Source organism: Streptococcus sp. SN3 (genome assembly GCF_030439905.1).
In genome coordinates, this window is record NZ_JAQFJF010000001.1 from 379,833 (window position 1) to 397,594 (window position 17,762).

Below are 17,762 nucleotides of genomic sequence, written 5' to 3' on the forward strand. Positions count from 1 at the left end.
CGGTGGAGGATTTTTTAAATATGATTTACTTGTTACTCCCACTCAACAGTTGCAGGTGGTTTGCTAGTGATATCGTAGACGATGCGGTTGACGTGATCCACCTCGTTGACGATACGAACAGAGATTTTTTGCAGAACATCCCAAGGAATCTTGGCAAAGTCAGCTGTCATGCCATCAATAGAAGTGATAGCGCGAATCGCAATTGTGTAGTCGTAAGTCCGGCCGTCACCCATGACACCAACAGAACGGACTCCAGTATTAACAGTAAAGTATTGCCAGATGTCGCGGTCAAGACCAGCTTTGGCGATTTCTTCGCGGAGAATAGCATCAGATTCGCGGACAGTTTCCAATTTTTCCTCAGTGATTTCTCCCATAACGCGAATAGCAAGTCCTGGTCCTGGGAATGGCTGGCGCCAGACAATTTCATCAGGCATACCAAGCTCGGTACCCAAAGCACGCACTTCATCCTTATAGAGCGTGTTCAGTGGCTCAATCAGCTCAAACTGCATGTCTTCTGGCAGACCACCAACGTTATGGTGAGACTTGATAGTCTGAGCAGTGTCGGTACCAGATTCGATAACGTCTGTATAGAGAGTTCCTTGAGCCAAGAATTTTACATCTTTTAGTTTGCTGGCTTCGTCGTCAAAGACATAGACAAACTCGTTTCCAATGATTTTACGTTTTTGCTCTGGATCTGAGACACCGGCTAGTTTATCAAGGAATCGTTTAGCAGCATCTGCCTTAATGATATTCAAACCAAATTTGCCGCCCAGCATATCCATGACCTGATCAGCTTCGCCTTTACGTAAAAGACCATGATCCACAAAGATACAGATTAGTTGATCACCGATTGCTTTCTGTAAGAGAACACCGACGACAGAAGAGTCTACACCACCAGAAAGTCCCAACAGCACCTTCTTGTCACCAACGGTTTGGCGGATTTTTTGAATTTCCATGTCAATGAAGTTATCCATAGACCAGTCGCCTTTAGCTCCACAAATATTAAGAGCAAAGTTACGAAGAATATCATAACCGAACTCTGAGTGACGAACCTCAGGGTGGAACTGAATGCCGTAGATTTTCTTAGCAGGATTTTCAATTGCTGCAAAAGGACAGTCAGCAGAAGTACCAGTACGGACAAAGTCAGCAGGAATTTCTGTTACTGCATCTCCATGGCTCATAAGAACTAGCTGGCTTTCAGGTGTTCCGTTGAAAAGGCTGGAGTTAGCAGTATGTGACAGAGTCGACTGACCATATTCACGATTTCCAGCATGACCAGCAGGGACAACCTTGCCGCCCAGCTTGTGAGTCAACAGCTGCATACCATAGCAGATTCCCAAAATCGGGATTCCCAACTCAAAAATTTCCGGATCAATATCAAAGGAGCCGTCTTCATATACAGAATTCGGACCACCGGAAAGGATAATCCCGACAGGCTGGATAGCACGGACCTCGTCTGCAGTAATCTTGTGGCTCTTGAGCTCAGAAAAAACACCGATTTCACGAATGCGGCGTGAAATCAGCTGGTTGTACTGGCTGCCGTAATCAAGCACGATGATCTTTTCGACATCTTGCAATTCAGTTCTAGTTGTCATCTGTTCCCTTTCTTAAAAGAAGTAATCTTTTCCCCTCATTTTATCACAAAAAAGGAATTTTTCCAAGGCAATAAGGAGCAAGAGTGCTGAAAAAAAGAATATGAGTCTTTATTTGGCTAAACAGCTAGAATCGTGAGAAAAGCAAGCATTTGAGAGCTAATACTTATCATTTAGTTTGACATTTGAAGTATTTGGTACTAAAATAAAGGAAGGTACCAAATAAGAAAGAAGAGTCAACATGTTGCCCGCATATATCAAAATTCATGATCAGATTAAGAAAGACATCGACGATGCCGTTTGGGAGATTGGAGAGCGCCTGCCCAGTGAGCGAGATCTAGCCGAAACCTTTAAGGTCAGCCGTATGACCCTGCGTCAGGCCATTACGCTCTTGGTTGATGAGGGGGTGCTGGAGCGTCGGGTCGGCAGTGGTACCTTCGTAGCCAGCACACGTGTTCAGGAGAAAATGCGCGGCACCACCAGCTTCACGGAAATCATGAAGGCGCAAGGCAAAACGCCATCCAGCCAGCTTATTTCTTATCGGCGTACCCTGCCGAGTGAGCAGGAAGTGGAGAAACTAGGTATCCACAAGACGGAAAATGTCATTCGGATGGAGCGGGTTCGCTACGCTGATGATTTGCCGGTGGTCTACGAAGTGGCTTCAATTCCAGAGAAGTTCATTAAGAATTTCAAAAAAGAAGAGGTGACCAGTCATTTCTTCCAGACCTTGCAGGAACATGGCTATAAGATTGGCAAGTCCCAGCAGACGATTTATGCTCGGCTGGCTAAGGAAAAAATCGCCAATTACCTCGATATTCCCCGCGGCCATGCTATATTAGGACTGACTCAGATTTCTTACTTTGATGACGGTACAGCTTTTGAATATGTAAAAAGCCAGTATGTCGGCGATCGTTTTGAATTTTATTTAGAAAACAATTAATTATTGCAAAACTCTTGGTTATCACCAAGGGTTTTTATCTTGTATTTCACTCGACAGAAAATGCTGATTGACCTTTTGCAATCTCATATTTCGAGTGTTTATTTCCCTTGTCAGACTAGAGTTTATCATGCTTTTCTGGTATAATGTTTCTTATGGAAATTGAAAAAACAAACCGAATGAATGCTCTCTTTGAGTTTTATGCGGCGCTTTTGACTGACAAGCAGATGAACTATATTGAGCTCTATTATGCGGACGACTACAGTCTGGCTGAGATTGCTGAGGAGTTTGGTGTCAGCCGTCAGGCCGTTTATGATAATATCAAGCGGACGGAGAAGATTCTGGAAGACTATGAGAAAAAGCTGCACATGTACTCGGACTACATTGTCAGAAGTCAGATATTTGACCAGATTACGGAGAAATACCCTGACGACAGCTATCTGCAGGAGCAGATTGGGATTCTGTCTGGTATTGACAACCGAGAGTGAACATGGCTAAACAAGTTATCTACAAGGGAATGTCTTGCTGGTTGTTAGAGTTGGAAGAATCTTTTCCTGCCAGGGTACAAATCATCTCCCCTGACGATCTTTCTAAGGCAATGCAAGAAGGCTTCGGTTGCTGGGGCTATCCAAATGAGATTATGAAAGAAGTCTCTGCTGAAGAATACGCTTGTTTAACACGTTTTGGAAAATTTCCACTGAATTGATTGAAATAGAAACTAGGAGAATAAAAATGGCATTTGAAAGTTTAACGGAACGTTTGCAGAACGTCTTTAAAAATCTGCGCAGAAAAGGAAAAATCTCAGAGAACGATGTTCAGGAAGCAACCAAAGAGATTCGTCTGGCCCTTTTAGAAGCCGACGTTGCCCTGCCAGTTGTCAAAGACTTTATCAAGAAAGTCCGTGAGCGCGCTGTCGGTCATGAGGTTATCGATACCCTCAATCCAGCGCAACAGATTATCAAGATTGTTGACGAAGAGCTGACAACTATCCTGGGATCTGATACTGCTGAGATTATCAAGTCACCAAAGATTCCGACTATTATCATGATGGTTGGTCTGCAAGGGGCTGGTAAAACCACCTTCGCTGGAAAGCTTGCTAATAAGCTCAAGAAGGAAGAAAATGCTCGTCCGCTCATGATTGCGGCGGATATTTACCGTCCTGCGGCTATTGATCAACTGAAAACACTTGGACAGCAAATTGATGTACCTGTTTTTGCTTTAGGTACGGAAGTTCCAGCTGTTGAGATTGTCCGTCAAGGTTTGGAGCAAGCGAAAGCCAACCACAATGACTATGTCCTGATTGATACGGCTGGTCGCCTTCAGATTGACGAAAAGCTCATGCAGGAGCTGTCAGATGTCAAAGCGCTGGCTAATCCGAATGAAATCCTCTTGGTTGTCGATGCTATGATTGGTCAGGAAGCGGCTAATGTCGCTCGAGAATTTAACAGCCAATTGGAAGTGACTGGGATTATCCTGACCAAGATTGATGGCGATACCCGTGGTGGTGCAGCCTTATCTGTCCGTCAGATTACTGGTAAGCCTATTAAATTTACTGGTACCGGTGAAAAAATCACTGATATCGAAACCTTCCACCCAGACCGCATGTCCAGCCGGATTCTGGGCATGGGGGACATGCTGACTCTGATCGAAAAAGCCTCTCAGGAATACGATGAGAAAAAATCGCTTGAAATGGCTGAAAAGATGCGGGAAAACACCTTTGATTTCAATGACTTCATTGATCAGCTGGATCAGGTACAAGGCATGGGGCCTATGGAAGATTTGCTCAAGCTGATCCCAGGTATGGCTAATAATCCTGCCCTCAAAAATATCAAAGTGGATGAGAAAGAAATTGCCCGCAAGCGTGCCATTGTATCCTCTATGACACCGGCTGAGCGTGAAAATCCAGACTTGTTGAGTCCTAGCCGTCGCCGTCGTATTGCCAATGGTTCGGGTAACAGCTTCGTTGATGTCAATAAATTTATCAAAGACTTCAATCAAGCTAAACAGATGATGCAGGGCGTTCTGTCAGGCGATATGAGCAAGATGATGAAGCAAATGGGGCTCAATCCAAACAATATGCCTAAGAATATGCCTGGTGGCGGAGGAATGCCCGACATGTCAGCTCTAGAAGGCATGATGGGCCAAGGCGGTATGCCAGATATGTCAGGCTTAGGAGGAGCCGGCATGCCGGATATGAGCCAAATGTTTGGTGGTGGTCTCAAGGGCAAGGCTGGAGAGTTCCTGATGCGCCGCAGCATGAACAAAATGGCCAAGCAAATGAAGAAAAACAAGAAGAAGCGGAAGTAGGATAAGAATTTCTTTATTAACTTAGTTAGGATTTAGTTTTATAAATTTAGGAGATTATTATGAACGAAAAACCTAATATTTATGTATTGAGTGATTTACATTTTGATAAAAAAGCACTTCCAGGGTATGTAAAACAGAAATTAATAAAATTAGAGAATGATCCTATTGCTCATTTCAAATATATGGAAGAAGTATTGAAAAGTGGAGATTATCAATATTCTAAAAATAAAATTAAACAAAATATAAAATTTTTTATTGATTTACTATATTCAAATAGAGAAGGAAATATTTTTGTTTTAGCTGGAGATTTTTTTGACGATTTCTTTGAGACGCTTGATTTTATACAAATTCTCGAAAAAGCTCAGATTACATCTTTTGTAGTTTTAGGAAATCACGATTATTGGACTTATTCAGATAAAAAAAGAACGTGGATTGAATGTATTGAGCAAGCTTCAATGGCAACAGAGAGAAATAAATTCTGTCGCCTTCTCCTTACTGGTAGAGAGTACAAAATAGGTAATTTGGTTTTTATCGGAGATACTGGCTTCACTAATTTAAATTATACAGTCCTAGACCTTAATCGCATAGCAAATGTTTATGACTTATTTGAATACATTGACGAAAATGATTCAAATTGGTTATTAACTGCAACAATCAAAGACATAGAAAACCGCGTACCAGATTGCACTCAAGTTAAAAATTTCGATATAGAAACGCTTAAAAAACTTAATAAAGAGTGGTGTGATTTTGCAAATAAGAGAATTACTAGATTAAATAAAAATGAATCACTATTCATAGTAACACACTGGCCGATGGATTCACTCGCTGAAAACGCAATAGATTCTTGGTGGCAGACTCTTGCTTTATTCCCAAAAGAAGAAACACCTTATCCTAGTATTTATAAGCCTGAGCCAGATAACAGATATTGGTTAATTAGTGGACATACGCATCGTGATGTTCATTACTGGAATTCAATTGCTGTACAAGCTGGTTACCAAAATGAGAAATGGTTTCAAGACCTTACTTTAGCTTCTTTTGGATTATTAGTCCCTACTGAAAAGCTTTATAGTTTAATTGATATAAATAGTTCGTTAAGTGTTTTTACAGATTTTTCAGTGATATATCAAGAAAATAATGATAATGCAGAAACTTCTCTAAAAGTTAGACGCTACGGATTTAGAAGAGCAGGAAACTTTGGTAACAAACGAGCTATTTCTGCTTATATGAAAAATAGCGAAGACTATATTCAACGAGTAAAAAAGGAAATAGCTCAAATAAAAAACGAATTTGCAGGGAACGCAGGTTATTCAGATGCGTTAGGATGGCAACTTTATCATTCAAAATTAGCTGTTGAAGCAGCAATTGATGTATTAGAAAAAGGTTACCAAGAGAATCCATTTGAATTTTTTACTGCTTTACTTGTTTCAGGATACGCTTATAATGCTCGAACTCATCTTCTAAAGAGTATGCGTAAAGTAAATGTTTACGACATAGTTCGTCAATCAATGGTATTTTCAACTATTAAGAATATACCAGAAATTAATTTAGATGAAATAGTAACTATAAAAGCCCTTCAAGGAAAAAACTCTTCTATTAAAATTGGAAATATTGAGTTAAAAATACCAGTCGTTAATGGAAAGCATTTAGATTTGGACTTTTTTCTTCCAATGGCTAATTTTTTTAATAATCAATTATTAGGGGAAGATAAGCCTAAAGAAAAAATGTTTCAGATAGAAGGCGATTTAAGTTAAATAATGTAATTAAGAAATAAAGTAATTTAGCATATTTCTTTCAAAGAGAAAATAACAAGCTACATAAATCCGTTATGTGGCTTGTTTTTGAAAATATCAGATTCAGATACGGAGACTAGAATGAAGCCTTTTTTGACTCAATTGATTCATCGATTTGCTAAAACCTTTCAAAAATTATTAAATAAGCTGCCTTCTCACCCTATTTCCCATCTACCTGCCAGCAAGGTCGAAATACATCCTATTATCATGATTCCAGGTAGTTCGGCGACAGAGAATCGTTTTAATCGAATGGTTAAAAAACTCAACCGAAATCAGCATCCAAGTCATAGCCTAGTCCGTATTAAAGTCTGGAATGACGGGCACATGACTTACCGAGGGCATTTGAAGCGCAAGGATAGAAATCCCATTTTTGTAGTTGGCTTTCAAAATAATCGCGATGGATATGAAAACATCAAGCAGCAGGCGGCAATGTTTGACGCTGCCTTGACTGTTTTGCGAAACAAGTACTCTTTTAACAACTTTAAGGCGCTGGGGCATTCTAATGGAGGACTAGTTTATACAGTATTCCTGCAGCAATACCTGACAAACCATTCTGATTTGGAGGTGGAAAAGCTCCTGACTATTGGCAGTCCTTATAATCTGAACAAGAAAAATCTCAATCATCGAGTCGCGATGCTAGATGACTTTGTAGCCAATCAGGGAAAACTTCCTAAGAAGCTGCAGCATTTGTCAATTTTGGGAATTTTTTTCCGAGATGGTGACGGAATTGTCCATAAAAGCAGTGTAGAGGCTGGGAGCTTGATTTACAAAGGAAAAATAGCTTCACACAGAGAGGTTGTCATCGTAGGTAAGGATGCCCATCATTCCTCTCTGCCCCAAAATGAACAGGTAATTGATTTGATTAGGGATTTTTTGTTATAATAAAAATAAACTTAAACCGATAAATCTTTACATAATTTAATTTTGGTAAAAAATTAGAAAGGCGACAAAACAATGAAAATAACAGAAATTCTTCATAGGTATTATGGTGACTTTGATCTGATAAATGAAAAATGGAATGAAGACTATGAAAGCATTTTGATTAAGCCAAAGGATGATCAAGAATATAAAAGATGCCGTTTGGCAAAGAAAACGCCCAAAAAAGAAGGCTACTTTACAGTCTTTTGGAAAAAAGACCAAGACAACAAGAATATCCCTTATACTGATAAAGACTTGGGTAATAAACTGGTTATTGTCGTCATCGAAGACCGTCATTGCGGTATATTTATCATTCCCAAAGAGGTGGCTATCAGTAAAAAAATTCTTTCTACAAAGGATTGTAAAGGAAAGATGGCAATGCGGTTTTATCCGTCCTGGTGCACAAATTTAAATAAAACAGCTCAGGCAACACAAAAATGGCAACTGGATTATTTTCAAAAAATCGAATCAGATGAATAAGTTTCAGGTAAAACAAGACAGAGTTTAGTTTCTCAATTCTGTCTTGTTTTTATTATCTTTTATCTGTTTTGTAGTAAAGTTAGATTACTTACCTCCCTCTATCATCTTTCCGAAAAACTATAATTTTCTTGAAAAATATATCTAGATATGCTATACTACTGTTATAGAAAAAACGGAGAATTTTAATGAGACGTGAACTGTTATTAGAAAGAATTGATAAACTCAAGGCTACCATGCCCTGGTACATTTTGGAATATTACCAGTCTAAGCTGGCAGTACCTTATAGTTTTACAACCTTATACGAATATCTCAAAGAATATGATCGCTTTTTTAACTGGGTGCTGGAATCTGGCATCACAGACGCTTCGCATATTGCTGAGATTCCTCTCTCGGTCTTGGAAAACATGACCAAGAAAGACATGGAAGCCTTCATTCTGTATCTGCGAGAGCGGCCGCTTCTCAATGCCAACACGACACAAAACGGTGTTTCTCAGACAACTATCAACCGAACTCTGTCAGCTTTGTCCAGCCTCTACAAATATTTGACTGAGGAAGTTGAAAACGAGCAAGGCGAGCCCTACTTCTATCGAAATGTGATGAAAAAGGTTGCTACTAAGAAGAAAAAGGAAACTCTGGCTGCTCGTGCAGAGAATATTAAGCAGAAGCTCTTTTTAGGGGATGAGACAGAAGAATTTCTTCAGTATATTGATACGGAGTACCCTAAGAAGCTCTCTAACCGCGCTCTGTCTTCTTTTAACAAGAATAAAGAACGAGACTTAGCCATCATTGCCTTGTTGCTAGCCTCTGGTGTTCGTCTATCTGAAGCTGTCAATCTGGACCTAAAAGACATCAATCTCAAAATGATGGTCATTGAAGTGACAAGAAAAGGCGGGAAAAGAGACTCTGTCAATGTCGCTGCTTTTGCAAAGCCTTATTTAGAAGAGTATCTGAATATTCGGAGCAAGCGATATAAGGCCGAAAAGACTGATACAGCCTTCTTTTTGACTGAATACCGTGGCACTCCTAATAGAATTGATGCTTCTAGTGTTGAAAAAATGGTGGCCAAGTATTCTGAGGACTTCAAAGTGCGAGTGACTCCTCACAAACTCCGCCATACGCTTGCTACACGCTTATATGATGCAACCAAATCTCAAGTTCTCGTAAGTCATCAGCTAGGGCATGCTAGCACTCAGGTAACGGACCTCTACACCCATATTGTCAATGATGAGCAAAAGAATGCTTTGGATAAATTATAATATTACATAATTTAAAATATGTAACAACAGAGACAGCAATAACAACAAAAGAGCGAAAATCTAGTTTAGATGCTTCGCTCTTTCTTTTATAAAAATTCAATCCAATAGTTCCGATGAGGTTCAATAATAAGCGGTCTGCCCCAGAAGTGCTTGAGATGCTCCAGATTTGCTGCTGTGACAGGTCGATTCTTGGAGTTGTACTTTTCAGCGCTTTCTCTAGTTAGGAAACATTTGACTGCTTCGTAGGAGCCTTCTGCTGTCTCTCTATTCAGCCCTTCGAAGCTAACTTCATCGCCTGGCTGAGGATTATCCGTGAAGAGTTTTCCGATAAAATAGACCGTTTTACTCTTCATCAGATCGTAAGCCTTGATATTCTCTATTCGATTATTAGCTGCTGCAAACATGATACAAAAGCTGTCTACAAGATCCTTCAAGGGCATCAGGTCTTCCTTGGGAACGAAAACATCTACCATGTAGAGCCCGCCAATGACTAGGTTTTGGAAAGAAGGTTGCTGAATAACATTATCCAACGCCATGCCAAGCGGTAATTTCACAGCTTGATAGCCTGATTTTTCAAATTCTTCTTTCTTTTTCTCATAATCTTCTGGAGATATGCTAACATAAAAATTGTCTGGATTAGGAGATGGTTTTTTCTTCAGAAAAGCTACAACTGTGCGGTCCAACTGCTCAAACAGACCAAGGCTTTCTACTGGGACTTTCTGCATCAAGGCACCCCTTTCTCTAATTCCCTATCATTTTATCATATCTGGTAGATAAAGCCTAGAGAAAACTAGCTGGTTAAGGAAACGTAAGAATGTTGTTGATTTGAAATATACTGTTTACATGAAAAACCAAACTCTTCGAGAGCTTGGTTTTCTTTATGTCATATTTTAACCGACGATAGCTTCGGCAATCTCTTCTCTGCTTATCCCAGCAAAGTAACGGCTAATATCAATCCTTTCAAGAGCTTTAAGTACATCTTCACGCTCGTATTTAACACCGCGCAGCACATCCTCTACTGCTGCTACGTCTTCAATACCAAAGAAGTCTCCATAGATTTTAATATCCTGAATCTTAGATTCAACAACATTGGCAAAGATTTCTACCTTACCGCTGGTAAACTTGGTGCCACGGCGGACATTGTATTCAGGTGATTTACCGTAGTTCCAGTCCCAAGTTCCAAACTTGCTATCTCTGATTTGCTTGATTTCTTCTAGTTCTTTCTCAGAGAAGACATATTCTGTCATTTCTGGATACTCTTTCTTCATATAGTCCAGAAGCAGGTCACGGAATTCTTCGACAGTAATCTTTTCTGGCAATTCGTTGACAATATTTGTCACGCGTGCACGGACAGATTTAACCCCTTTTGATTCGAACTTGTCTTTAGAAACCTTAAGCGCATTGGCCAAGACAGACAAATCAACATCAAAGAGTAAGCAACCATGGTGCATGATACGGCCGTTAATATAGGCCTGAGCATTGCCACAGAACTTCTTACCGTCAATTTCCAGGTCATTACGTCCAGTAAATTCAGCCTTTACCCCAAGCTCTGCCAAGGTATTAATAACCGGCGTAGAAAAACTCTTGAAGTCAAAGGCACGATCTTCGTTTTCCTTGGAGATAATGGTGTAGTTGAGGTTGTTCAGATCATGATAGACAGCTCCTCCGCCGCTGATACGACGCACAACTTCAATGCCATGCTCACGAACGTAGTCACGGTTGATTTCTTCGATGGTATTTTGGTGACGTCCCACGATGATAGAAGGTTTGTTAATCCAGAGCAGGAAAATCTCATCCTCATCTAAGAGGTGTTTGAAAGCATATTCTTCCAGAGCAATATTAAAAGCTGTATCATTTGAGTAGTTAACAATGTATTTCATAAGCTACCTCTTTATACGATAGAGACTGGAACAATGATTTATGTCCAGTCTAATCTATCTTTTAAATTATTTTTTCTTAGGTGAGTGAACTGCCAACCCCAGTACGTCTGCAAAAGCTTCGTACATAACTTCTGAGAAGGTTGGGTGACCGTGAATGGTCTTAAGCATTTCTTCTACAGTGATTTCCATTTCGATGATGGTTGATGCTTCATTGATCAATTCTGCTGCTGCAGGACCAATGATATGGACACCAAGCACTTCACCATACTTCTTGTCGGCAATGACTTTAACGAAACCTTGAGCCGCGTCTGAAGCGATAGCACGGCCGTTAGCAGCGAAGTTGAACTTACCAATCGCTACATCGTATTTCTCACGAGCTTGCTCTTCTGTCAAACCAACTGCTGCTACTTCAGGAAGAGTGTAGATAGCAGCAGGCGTCAGATTGAACTTAGCAACATGGTGGTTACCTTTCAGAGCATTTTCAGCAGCAACTTCACCCATACGGAAGGCTGCATGAGCCAGCATCTTAGTACCATTGATATCACCTGGTGCGTAAATACCTGGAACAGAAGTTTCCATATACTCATTGACCTTAATGCTGCCACGATCAAGTTCGAATTCAACCTCACCGATACCTTCTAGGTCTGGCACGCGTCCGATAGAAAGAAGGGCCTTATCTGCGAGGACATCTTCTTTTCCTTCAACCTTGATACGTAATTTGCCATTTTCTTCGATAATTTCTTCCAGCTTAGTTTCAGTCAGGATTGTCATGCCCTTACGCTCCAGAATGAGGCGAAGGTTTTTAGAAACTTCCGCATCCATAGCTGGTACGATGCGGTCCATCATTTCGATAACAGTGACTTTTGAGCCAAATGTCATGAAGGCTTGTCCAAGCTCAATACCGACAACACCACCGCCGATAATTACCAGGTTTTCAGGCACTTTGTTCATTTCCAGAATATCATCGCTGGTCATAACGAGAGATGATTCCATGCCCGGAACATTGATCTTGCTGACTTTGGAACCACCAGCCAAAATAATCTTCTTTGTTTCTAACAGCTCGCTGCCGTTTACAAGAACATTCTTGTCTTTAGTAATGGTGCCAATTCCCTTATGAACATCTACGCCATAGCTGCGAAGAAGGCCAGCAACACCGCCAACGAGTGTATTGACAACCTTGTTTTTGGTTTCCAAAACCTTGTCCATGTCCACTGAGAAGCTTGGATTTTCGATGATGATACCGCGGTTAGCAGCGTGGCCAAGGCTTTCAATGATTTCAGCATTGTGCAGGTAAGTCTTAGTAGGGATACAGCCACGGTTCAGGCAGGTTCCGCCGAGCTCAGACTTCTCAACCAAGGCAATCTTGCCACCCAGCTGGGCTGCTTTGATAGCCGCTACATAACCAGCAGGTCCGCCACCGATAACAACGATATCGTAAGCATCATCACTCTTATCTTCATCTGTGCTGGCTGCCGCTGTTGCAGGAGCTGGTGCTTCCGCAGGTGCAGATCCGCCAGCAGTTGGGATATTTTCCCCTTCTTCTCCCAAGTAACCGATGACTTCCGTTACTGGAACAGTTTCTCCGTCACCTTTGAGAATGGCAATCAGGTAGCCATCTTCTTCAGCTTCCAATTCCATGCTAACCTTGTCAGTCATGATTTCCAGAAGGATTTCCCCTTCTTTGACAAATTCGCCGACTTTCTTATTCCATTGGACAATTTGCCCTTCGGTCATATCCACGCCGGCTTTTGGCATAATTACTTCTAAAGCCATTTTTCTTTCCTTTTCTAATTTAATTTTTCATTTGCTGAGTGTTTCGTTTCTTTACTTTTTAAACTAGCAAAGAAAATCTTAAACCAACATTGAAATTGGATCTTCAATCAAAGCCTTCAAATCCTTCATAAACTTAGCTCCAGCCATTCCGTCAACTACACGGTGGTCAATGGTCAAGCCTAGACTCATAATTGGACGAATAACAATTTCACCATTAACAACGACAGGTTTTTCTACTGTTGAGCTTACACCCAAGATAGCAGAATTTGGCTGGTTGATGATAGGACCGAAGGACTGAACACCAAACATACCCAAGTTACTGATTGTGAAGGTTGAGTTTTGCAGCTCGCTCGGAGCTAACTTACCTTCCAAGGTACGTCCGATTACATCTTTAAAGACTACCACAAGCTCTGATAGGCTCATTTTTTCTGCATTGTAGACAACTGGTGTCATCAGGCCATTATCCATACCGACTGCCATTGAAAGGTTGACATAGTTGTGTGTGATAATGGTCTTGCCATCCTCTGTCAAGGTCGAGTTGAGGTACGGATGCTTCATCAGTGTCTTCACAACAGCCAGCGAAAGCAGGTCTGTGACAGTTACTTTCTTGCCAGTGGCTTCCATGATTGGATCTAATACTTTTTTACGCAAGGCCAGCATTTCTGTCATATCAACATCATAGTTAAGGGTGAATGTTGGCGCCGTCAGGTAAGATTCTACCATCCGCTGAGCGATAACCTTCCGCATTGGCGTCATTGGAATACGCTCAATTTCACCGTAAGGAGTGACATTATCAGGCACTTCTTCCACTTTTTCAATTTGAGCAGGAGATTTGATTGTATCGCTCTCAACATTCTCAGGCAAGAAGGCAAGAACATCTTTCTTCATAATCTTGCCACGATGGCCAGTTCCTTGAATCTCTTGCCAAGCAATATTGTGTTCTTGGGCAATTCGTTTTGCCAGTGGTGAAATGCGCACCACATTTGTATCTTTATAAGTTTCCACGTCTTCTTTGTGGACACGACCGTTTGCGCCTGAGCCAGAAACATCATAGAGGTTGATTCCCAAATCATCCGCTAACTTTCTAGCTGCAGGAGTCGCTCTTAGCTTATCATCAGCCATGACCTCTCCAATTCTAATTATGATACTAAGGGCATTAAAAGCGACTGAAAAATAGGAAATCGACGCAGGCTTCGATGAAGCCAAGGAGATTTATCTTTTTTTCGAGCTTTTAGCCCATGTTAAACTCTACAAGTAACTTGGATACAAACCTATCTCAAGTTGCTAGGGTTGCCGCTATCGGCGATCAACCTTGTAGACTTATTAAGTCGCTATAACGATTGTCTGCAATTAGTAAAATTTTAGCTACTTTGACCCTCTACACAAGATTAGATTACATAAAATAATTTATGTAATCTAATTCATGAGAAAGCCTTTTCTTTATTATACCTTATTCTTTGTGATATGTCTTCCGAATAGCGTCTTTGATGCTTTCAACGGTCGGAATCATCGCATTTTCCAAGTTTTGTGCATAAGGCATTGGCACATCTTCACCTGCACAACGGCGGATTGGCGCATCTAGATAGTCAAATGCTTCAGACTCAGAAATAATCGCCGAAATTTCACCAATGAAACCGCTAGTTTTGTGAGCATCATTAACCAAAACGACCTTTCCAGTCTTCTTAACAGAATTGATGATAATATCCTTATCAAGTGGCACCAATGTACGTGGGTCAACCACTTCTACAGAGATACCCTCTTCTGCTAATTCTTCAGCCGCCTGCATGACACGGCGAAGCATTTTTCCGTAGGTAACAACTGTTACATCGGTACCTTCTTTTTTGATTTCGCCAACACCGAGTGGGATCACATACTCAGGATCTAGTGGCACTTCGCCTTTTTGGTTAAATTCAGACTTATATTCCAGGATAATGACTGGGTTGTTGTCTCGGATAGAAGCCTTAAGGAGCCCCTTCATATCAGCAGGAGTTCCTGGAGCGACTACCTTAAGTCCTGGAATGTGGGTAAACCAAGATTCCAAAGACTGCGAGTGCTGAGCGGCAGAGCCAACTCCATTACCTGCTGCACAGCGGACAGTCATTGGGACTTGTCCTTTTCCGCCAAACATATAGCGCGTTTTAGCGGCTTGGTTAACAATAGCATCCATGGCGATTACAGAGAAGTCCATAAAGGTCATGTCTACGATTGGACGCAGCCCTGTCATAGCTGCTCCAGCTGCTGCTCCAGAAATAGCTGCTTCTGAAATCGGACAGTCACGTACACGCTCTGGACCAAATTCTTCAAGCATACCAACAGATGTTCCGAAATCTCCACCAAAGACTCCGACATCTTCTCCCATCAAGAGTACATTTTCATCGCGACGCATTTCCTCAGACATAGCGAGGATGATGGTATCACGAAAAGACATAGTTTTAGTTTCCATTTTCTTTTTCTCCTCTCTTTAGTCTGCGTAAATATCTTCAAAGGCAGATTCAAGCGGTGGGAATGGGCTTTCTTCTGCAAACTTCACAGATGCTTCTACTGCTTCTTTGACTCCAGCTTGGATAGCTTCCAGCTCTTCCTCGCTTGCAATCTTGTTTTCCAGCAAGTATTTACGAAGATTTTCGATTGGATCTTTTTTCTTCCATTCTTCCACTTCTTCACGAGTACGGTATTTACCTGGGTCGGAAGAAGAGTGTCCCAACCAACGATAAGTCACACTCTCAATCAAGACAGGTCCTTTACCACTGCGAACATGCTCTACAGCCTTTTGGAAGCCTTCATAGACATCCAGAACATTATTACCATCTTCGATGAACATACCTGGAATGCCATAAGCTGCGCTGCGCTCGTGGATGTGCTCTACATTGGTCATTTTCTTGATGTCAGCAGAAATACCATAGCCGTTATTGATACAATAGAAAATTACGGGTAGATTCCAGATGGAAGCCATGTTGACAGCTTCGTGGAAGACGCCTTCGTTGGTAGCACCGTCACCAAAGAAACAGACAACAATCTTACCTGTCTTCTGCATTTGCTGGGTCAGAGCTGCTCCGACAGCAATTCCCATGCCACCACCTACGATACCATTAGCACCAAGATTTCCAGCATCTAGATCCGCAATGTGCATAGAGCCGCCTTTTCCTTTACAGGTTCCAGTGTATTTACCAAGGATTTCAGCCATCATTTCGTTGAGGTTGATTCCTTTGGCGATAGCTTGACCGTGTCCCCGGTGATTAGAAGTCAGCAAATCATCCTCATTTAAGGCCAGCATAGCACCGACATTGGCTGCTTCCTCACCTACCGAGAAGTGAGTCATCCCAGGAACCTTTCCTTTTTTTACAAGTTGAGCAATTTTTAAGTCCATGCGACGGATTTCTTCCATCTTACGGAACATCTCTAACAAAAGATTTTTATCTAAAGTTGCCATTTTTTTGCCTTTCTAAGCATAATTCTTCTATTTAATTCTATCTAAAGCTGTAAGCACTGTCAAAACTTTTGCTCACTTGCATTTCACAAAGAAAAACCAGTCAATCCATTGGATAAACTGGTTTTCGATACCAAAATAGAAATTTCACAAACTTTTTGTGCTAGAGTAGTTTTCACTATTTTGAAACTGTTATATGAAAATAATAGCAGAGCATGCTTCTGATTAATCCGCCTGTTTAGCAAAATCTGCAATCATCTGCTCCATTTGCTCACGACTTGGTGTTGTCAGCATATAGAGGTAATCACCTTGCAGCTCTGCAAAAGCGGCTGGCATGTCTTTTTTAACCTTGAAATTATCTCTGTATTTCTCCAGCAAGTCAGCCTCAGGGTAAGCATAGTTCGTTGATGCACGGCGTGAGGTTGCCAGACAATACAGTGGCTCCATGTGTGCTGCTGGGAAAGGCTCTCCTGCTACAATCGCTGCATAGCCTCTGTAAAGATCGATTGAGTGGGCGAAATTATAGACATCAATGGTAAAGCCGCCAGCTGGACGGTTATTGTACTCAATGGCTACATAATCATCACCTTCGCGGAAGAACTCAATATGGAAAAAGCGTTCTTTCATGCCGAAGGTTTTGACAATCGCTTCTCCATAAGCACGCAGTTTTGGATCCATATCCTTGAGGACGTAGTAGGAATTATCCATCTTATAGATCATCAAATCCAGCGGTGTATGAGCATAGTCAAAGGTGGTCGAAAAGACGATCTGACCGTCCTTATCTACCAAACCGTCAAAAGTACAGATTTCGCCAGACTGGACAAACTTTTCAAAGAAATAAGCTGTCTGGTGATCCCATTCTTGCTTGAATCGTTCAACATCTTCTGCTGTTTCCAATTTAAAGGTCGCAGCTGCTCCTACTCCATTATCAGGCTTGGCAATCAAAGGCAGACCAAGTTTCTTGACAGCTAAATCTGCCCCAGCTTCTGTGTTGACAATCTGACCTGGAACGACTGGAACACCTGCTTTTTTAAAGAGTTTCTTCATCTCTGATTTGAACTTGGTCTTTTTCAAATCTTTTGGTTTTGCTCCAAAGACATTAAATTGCTCACGCAACTCAGCGTCCAGTTCAAGCCAGTATTCGTTATGAGACTCAATCCGATCAATAGGTCCATGCTTGTAGAAGAGAAAGGCAACTGCTCTTTTTACTTCGTCAAGATTTTCAAGATTTTCTACTCTGAAATATTCAGTCAATGAATCCTTTAAAGGCTGGTCTAGCTGGTCATAAGGCTCCTGACCGATTCCCAGAACAGTGATTCCTTTGTTAGCCAGTTCCACGGTAAACTGCTGAAAATTTTGCGGATAGTAGGGAGAAATAACAATATAATTCATAGGAAACCTC

Annotated in this window: 16 protein-coding genes; 8 read left to right on the forward strand and 8 right to left on the reverse strand. The window is 41.3% G+C overall.

Going from position 1 to position 17,762, the window contains the following annotated elements; genetic code table 11:
- Positions 1-32: 32 nt before the first annotated feature.
- Entirely contained in the window at positions 33-1,595 is a 1,563-nt protein-coding gene (gene guaA, locus PCY71_RS01580; protein ID WP_048773442.1) for a glutamine-hydrolyzing GMP synthase, read from the reverse strand.
- Between the two features lie 238 nt (positions 1,596-1,833).
- On the opposite strand from guaA, the gene PCY71_RS01585 reads away from it, so the two are divergent.
- The 8 genes from PCY71_RS01585 to xerS all read left to right on the forward strand — a co-directional run bounded on the left by PCY71_RS01585 (position 1,834) and on the right by xerS (position 9,280).
- Entirely contained in the window at positions 1,834-2,532 is a 699-nt protein-coding gene (locus PCY71_RS01585) for a GntR family transcriptional regulator (RefSeq protein ID WP_002895508.1), read from the forward strand.
- A gap of 152 nt (positions 2,533-2,684) precedes the next feature.
- Entirely contained in the window at positions 2,685-3,017 is a 333-nt protein-coding gene (locus PCY71_RS01590) for a putative DNA-binding protein (RefSeq protein ID WP_032907526.1), read from the forward strand.
- 2 nt (positions 3,018-3,019) lie between these two features.
- A complete protein-coding gene (locus PCY71_RS01595; RefSeq protein ID WP_002924705.1) occupies positions 3,020-3,235 on the forward strand; it encodes a hypothetical protein in 216 nt (71 codons plus the stop codon).
- A gap of 26 nt (positions 3,236-3,261) precedes the next feature.
- The gene (gene ffh / locus PCY71_RS01600) at positions 3,262-4,836 is read left to right on the forward strand and encodes a signal recognition particle protein (RefSeq protein WP_032908171.1); all 1,575 of its coding nucleotides are present in this window, start codon (positions 3,262-3,264) and stop codon (positions 4,834-4,836) included.
- A gap of 59 nt (positions 4,837-4,895) precedes the next feature.
- Complete coding sequence (locus PCY71_RS01605) at positions 4,896-6,587, forward strand: metallophosphoesterase (RefSeq protein ID WP_048773444.1); 1,692 nt, start codon at positions 4,896-4,898, stop codon at positions 6,585-6,587.
- Between the two features lie 120 nt (positions 6,588-6,707).
- Entirely contained in the window at positions 6,708-7,508 is an 801-nt protein-coding gene (locus tag PCY71_RS01610) for an alpha/beta hydrolase (RefSeq protein WP_048773445.1), read from the forward strand.
- A gap of 72 nt (positions 7,509-7,580) precedes the next feature.
- Positions 7,581-8,024 carry a MepB family protein gene (locus PCY71_RS01615; protein WP_002895501.1) on the forward strand — a complete coding sequence of 148 codons (444 nt, stop codon included), beginning with the start codon at positions 7,581-7,583 and terminating at the stop codon, positions 8,022-8,024.
- Positions 8,025-8,209: 185 nt separating this feature from the next.
- Positions 8,210-9,280: a tyrosine recombinase XerS gene (gene xerS, locus PCY71_RS01620; RefSeq protein ID WP_002921212.1), complete on the forward strand. Its 1,071-nt coding sequence runs from the start codon at positions 8,210-8,212 to the stop codon at positions 9,278-9,280.
- A gap of 86 nt (positions 9,281-9,366) precedes the next feature.
- Here the strand turns inward: xerS and PCY71_RS01625 are convergent, their stop codons facing one another.
- From PCY71_RS01625 to PCY71_RS01655, 7 genes are all read right to left on the reverse strand, one after another.
- Entirely contained in the window at positions 9,367-10,005 is a 639-nt protein-coding gene (locus PCY71_RS01625; protein ID WP_002921210.1) for a hypothetical protein, read from the reverse strand.
- A 165-nt stretch (positions 10,006-10,170) separates the two neighbouring features.
- The gene (locus PCY71_RS01630; RefSeq protein ID WP_009660420.1) at positions 10,171-11,160 is read right to left on the reverse strand and encodes a lipoate--protein ligase; all 990 of its coding nucleotides are present in this window, start codon (positions 11,158-11,160) and stop codon (positions 10,171-10,173) included.
- A gap of 66 nt (positions 11,161-11,226) precedes the next feature.
- The gene (gene lpdA, locus PCY71_RS01635; protein WP_048773447.1) at positions 11,227-12,933 is read right to left on the reverse strand and encodes a dihydrolipoyl dehydrogenase; all 1,707 of its coding nucleotides are present in this window, start codon (positions 12,931-12,933) and stop codon (positions 11,227-11,229) included.
- A gap of 78 nt (positions 12,934-13,011) precedes the next feature.
- A complete protein-coding gene (locus PCY71_RS01640) occupies positions 13,012-14,055 on the reverse strand; it encodes a dihydrolipoamide acetyltransferase (RefSeq protein WP_002909734.1) in 1,044 nt (347 codons plus the stop codon).
- Between the two features lie 328 nt (positions 14,056-14,383).
- Positions 14,384-15,376 (reverse strand): alpha-ketoacid dehydrogenase subunit beta, encoded by a 993-nt coding sequence (locus tag PCY71_RS01645; protein ID WP_002900354.1) that lies wholly within the window; start codon positions 15,374-15,376, stop codon positions 14,384-14,386.
- Positions 15,377-15,394: 18 nt separating this feature from the next.
- The gene (locus PCY71_RS01650; RefSeq protein ID WP_002897566.1) at positions 15,395-16,363 is read right to left on the reverse strand and encodes a thiamine pyrophosphate-dependent dehydrogenase E1 component subunit alpha; all 969 of its coding nucleotides are present in this window, start codon (positions 16,361-16,363) and stop codon (positions 15,395-15,397) included.
- A gap of 222 nt (positions 16,364-16,585) precedes the next feature.
- Positions 16,586-17,752 (reverse strand): acetyl-CoA carboxylase biotin carboxylase subunit family protein, encoded by a 1,167-nt coding sequence (locus PCY71_RS01655; RefSeq protein WP_002909733.1) that lies wholly within the window; start codon positions 17,750-17,752, stop codon positions 16,586-16,588.
- Between the last annotated feature and the right edge of the window lie 10 nt (positions 17,753-17,762).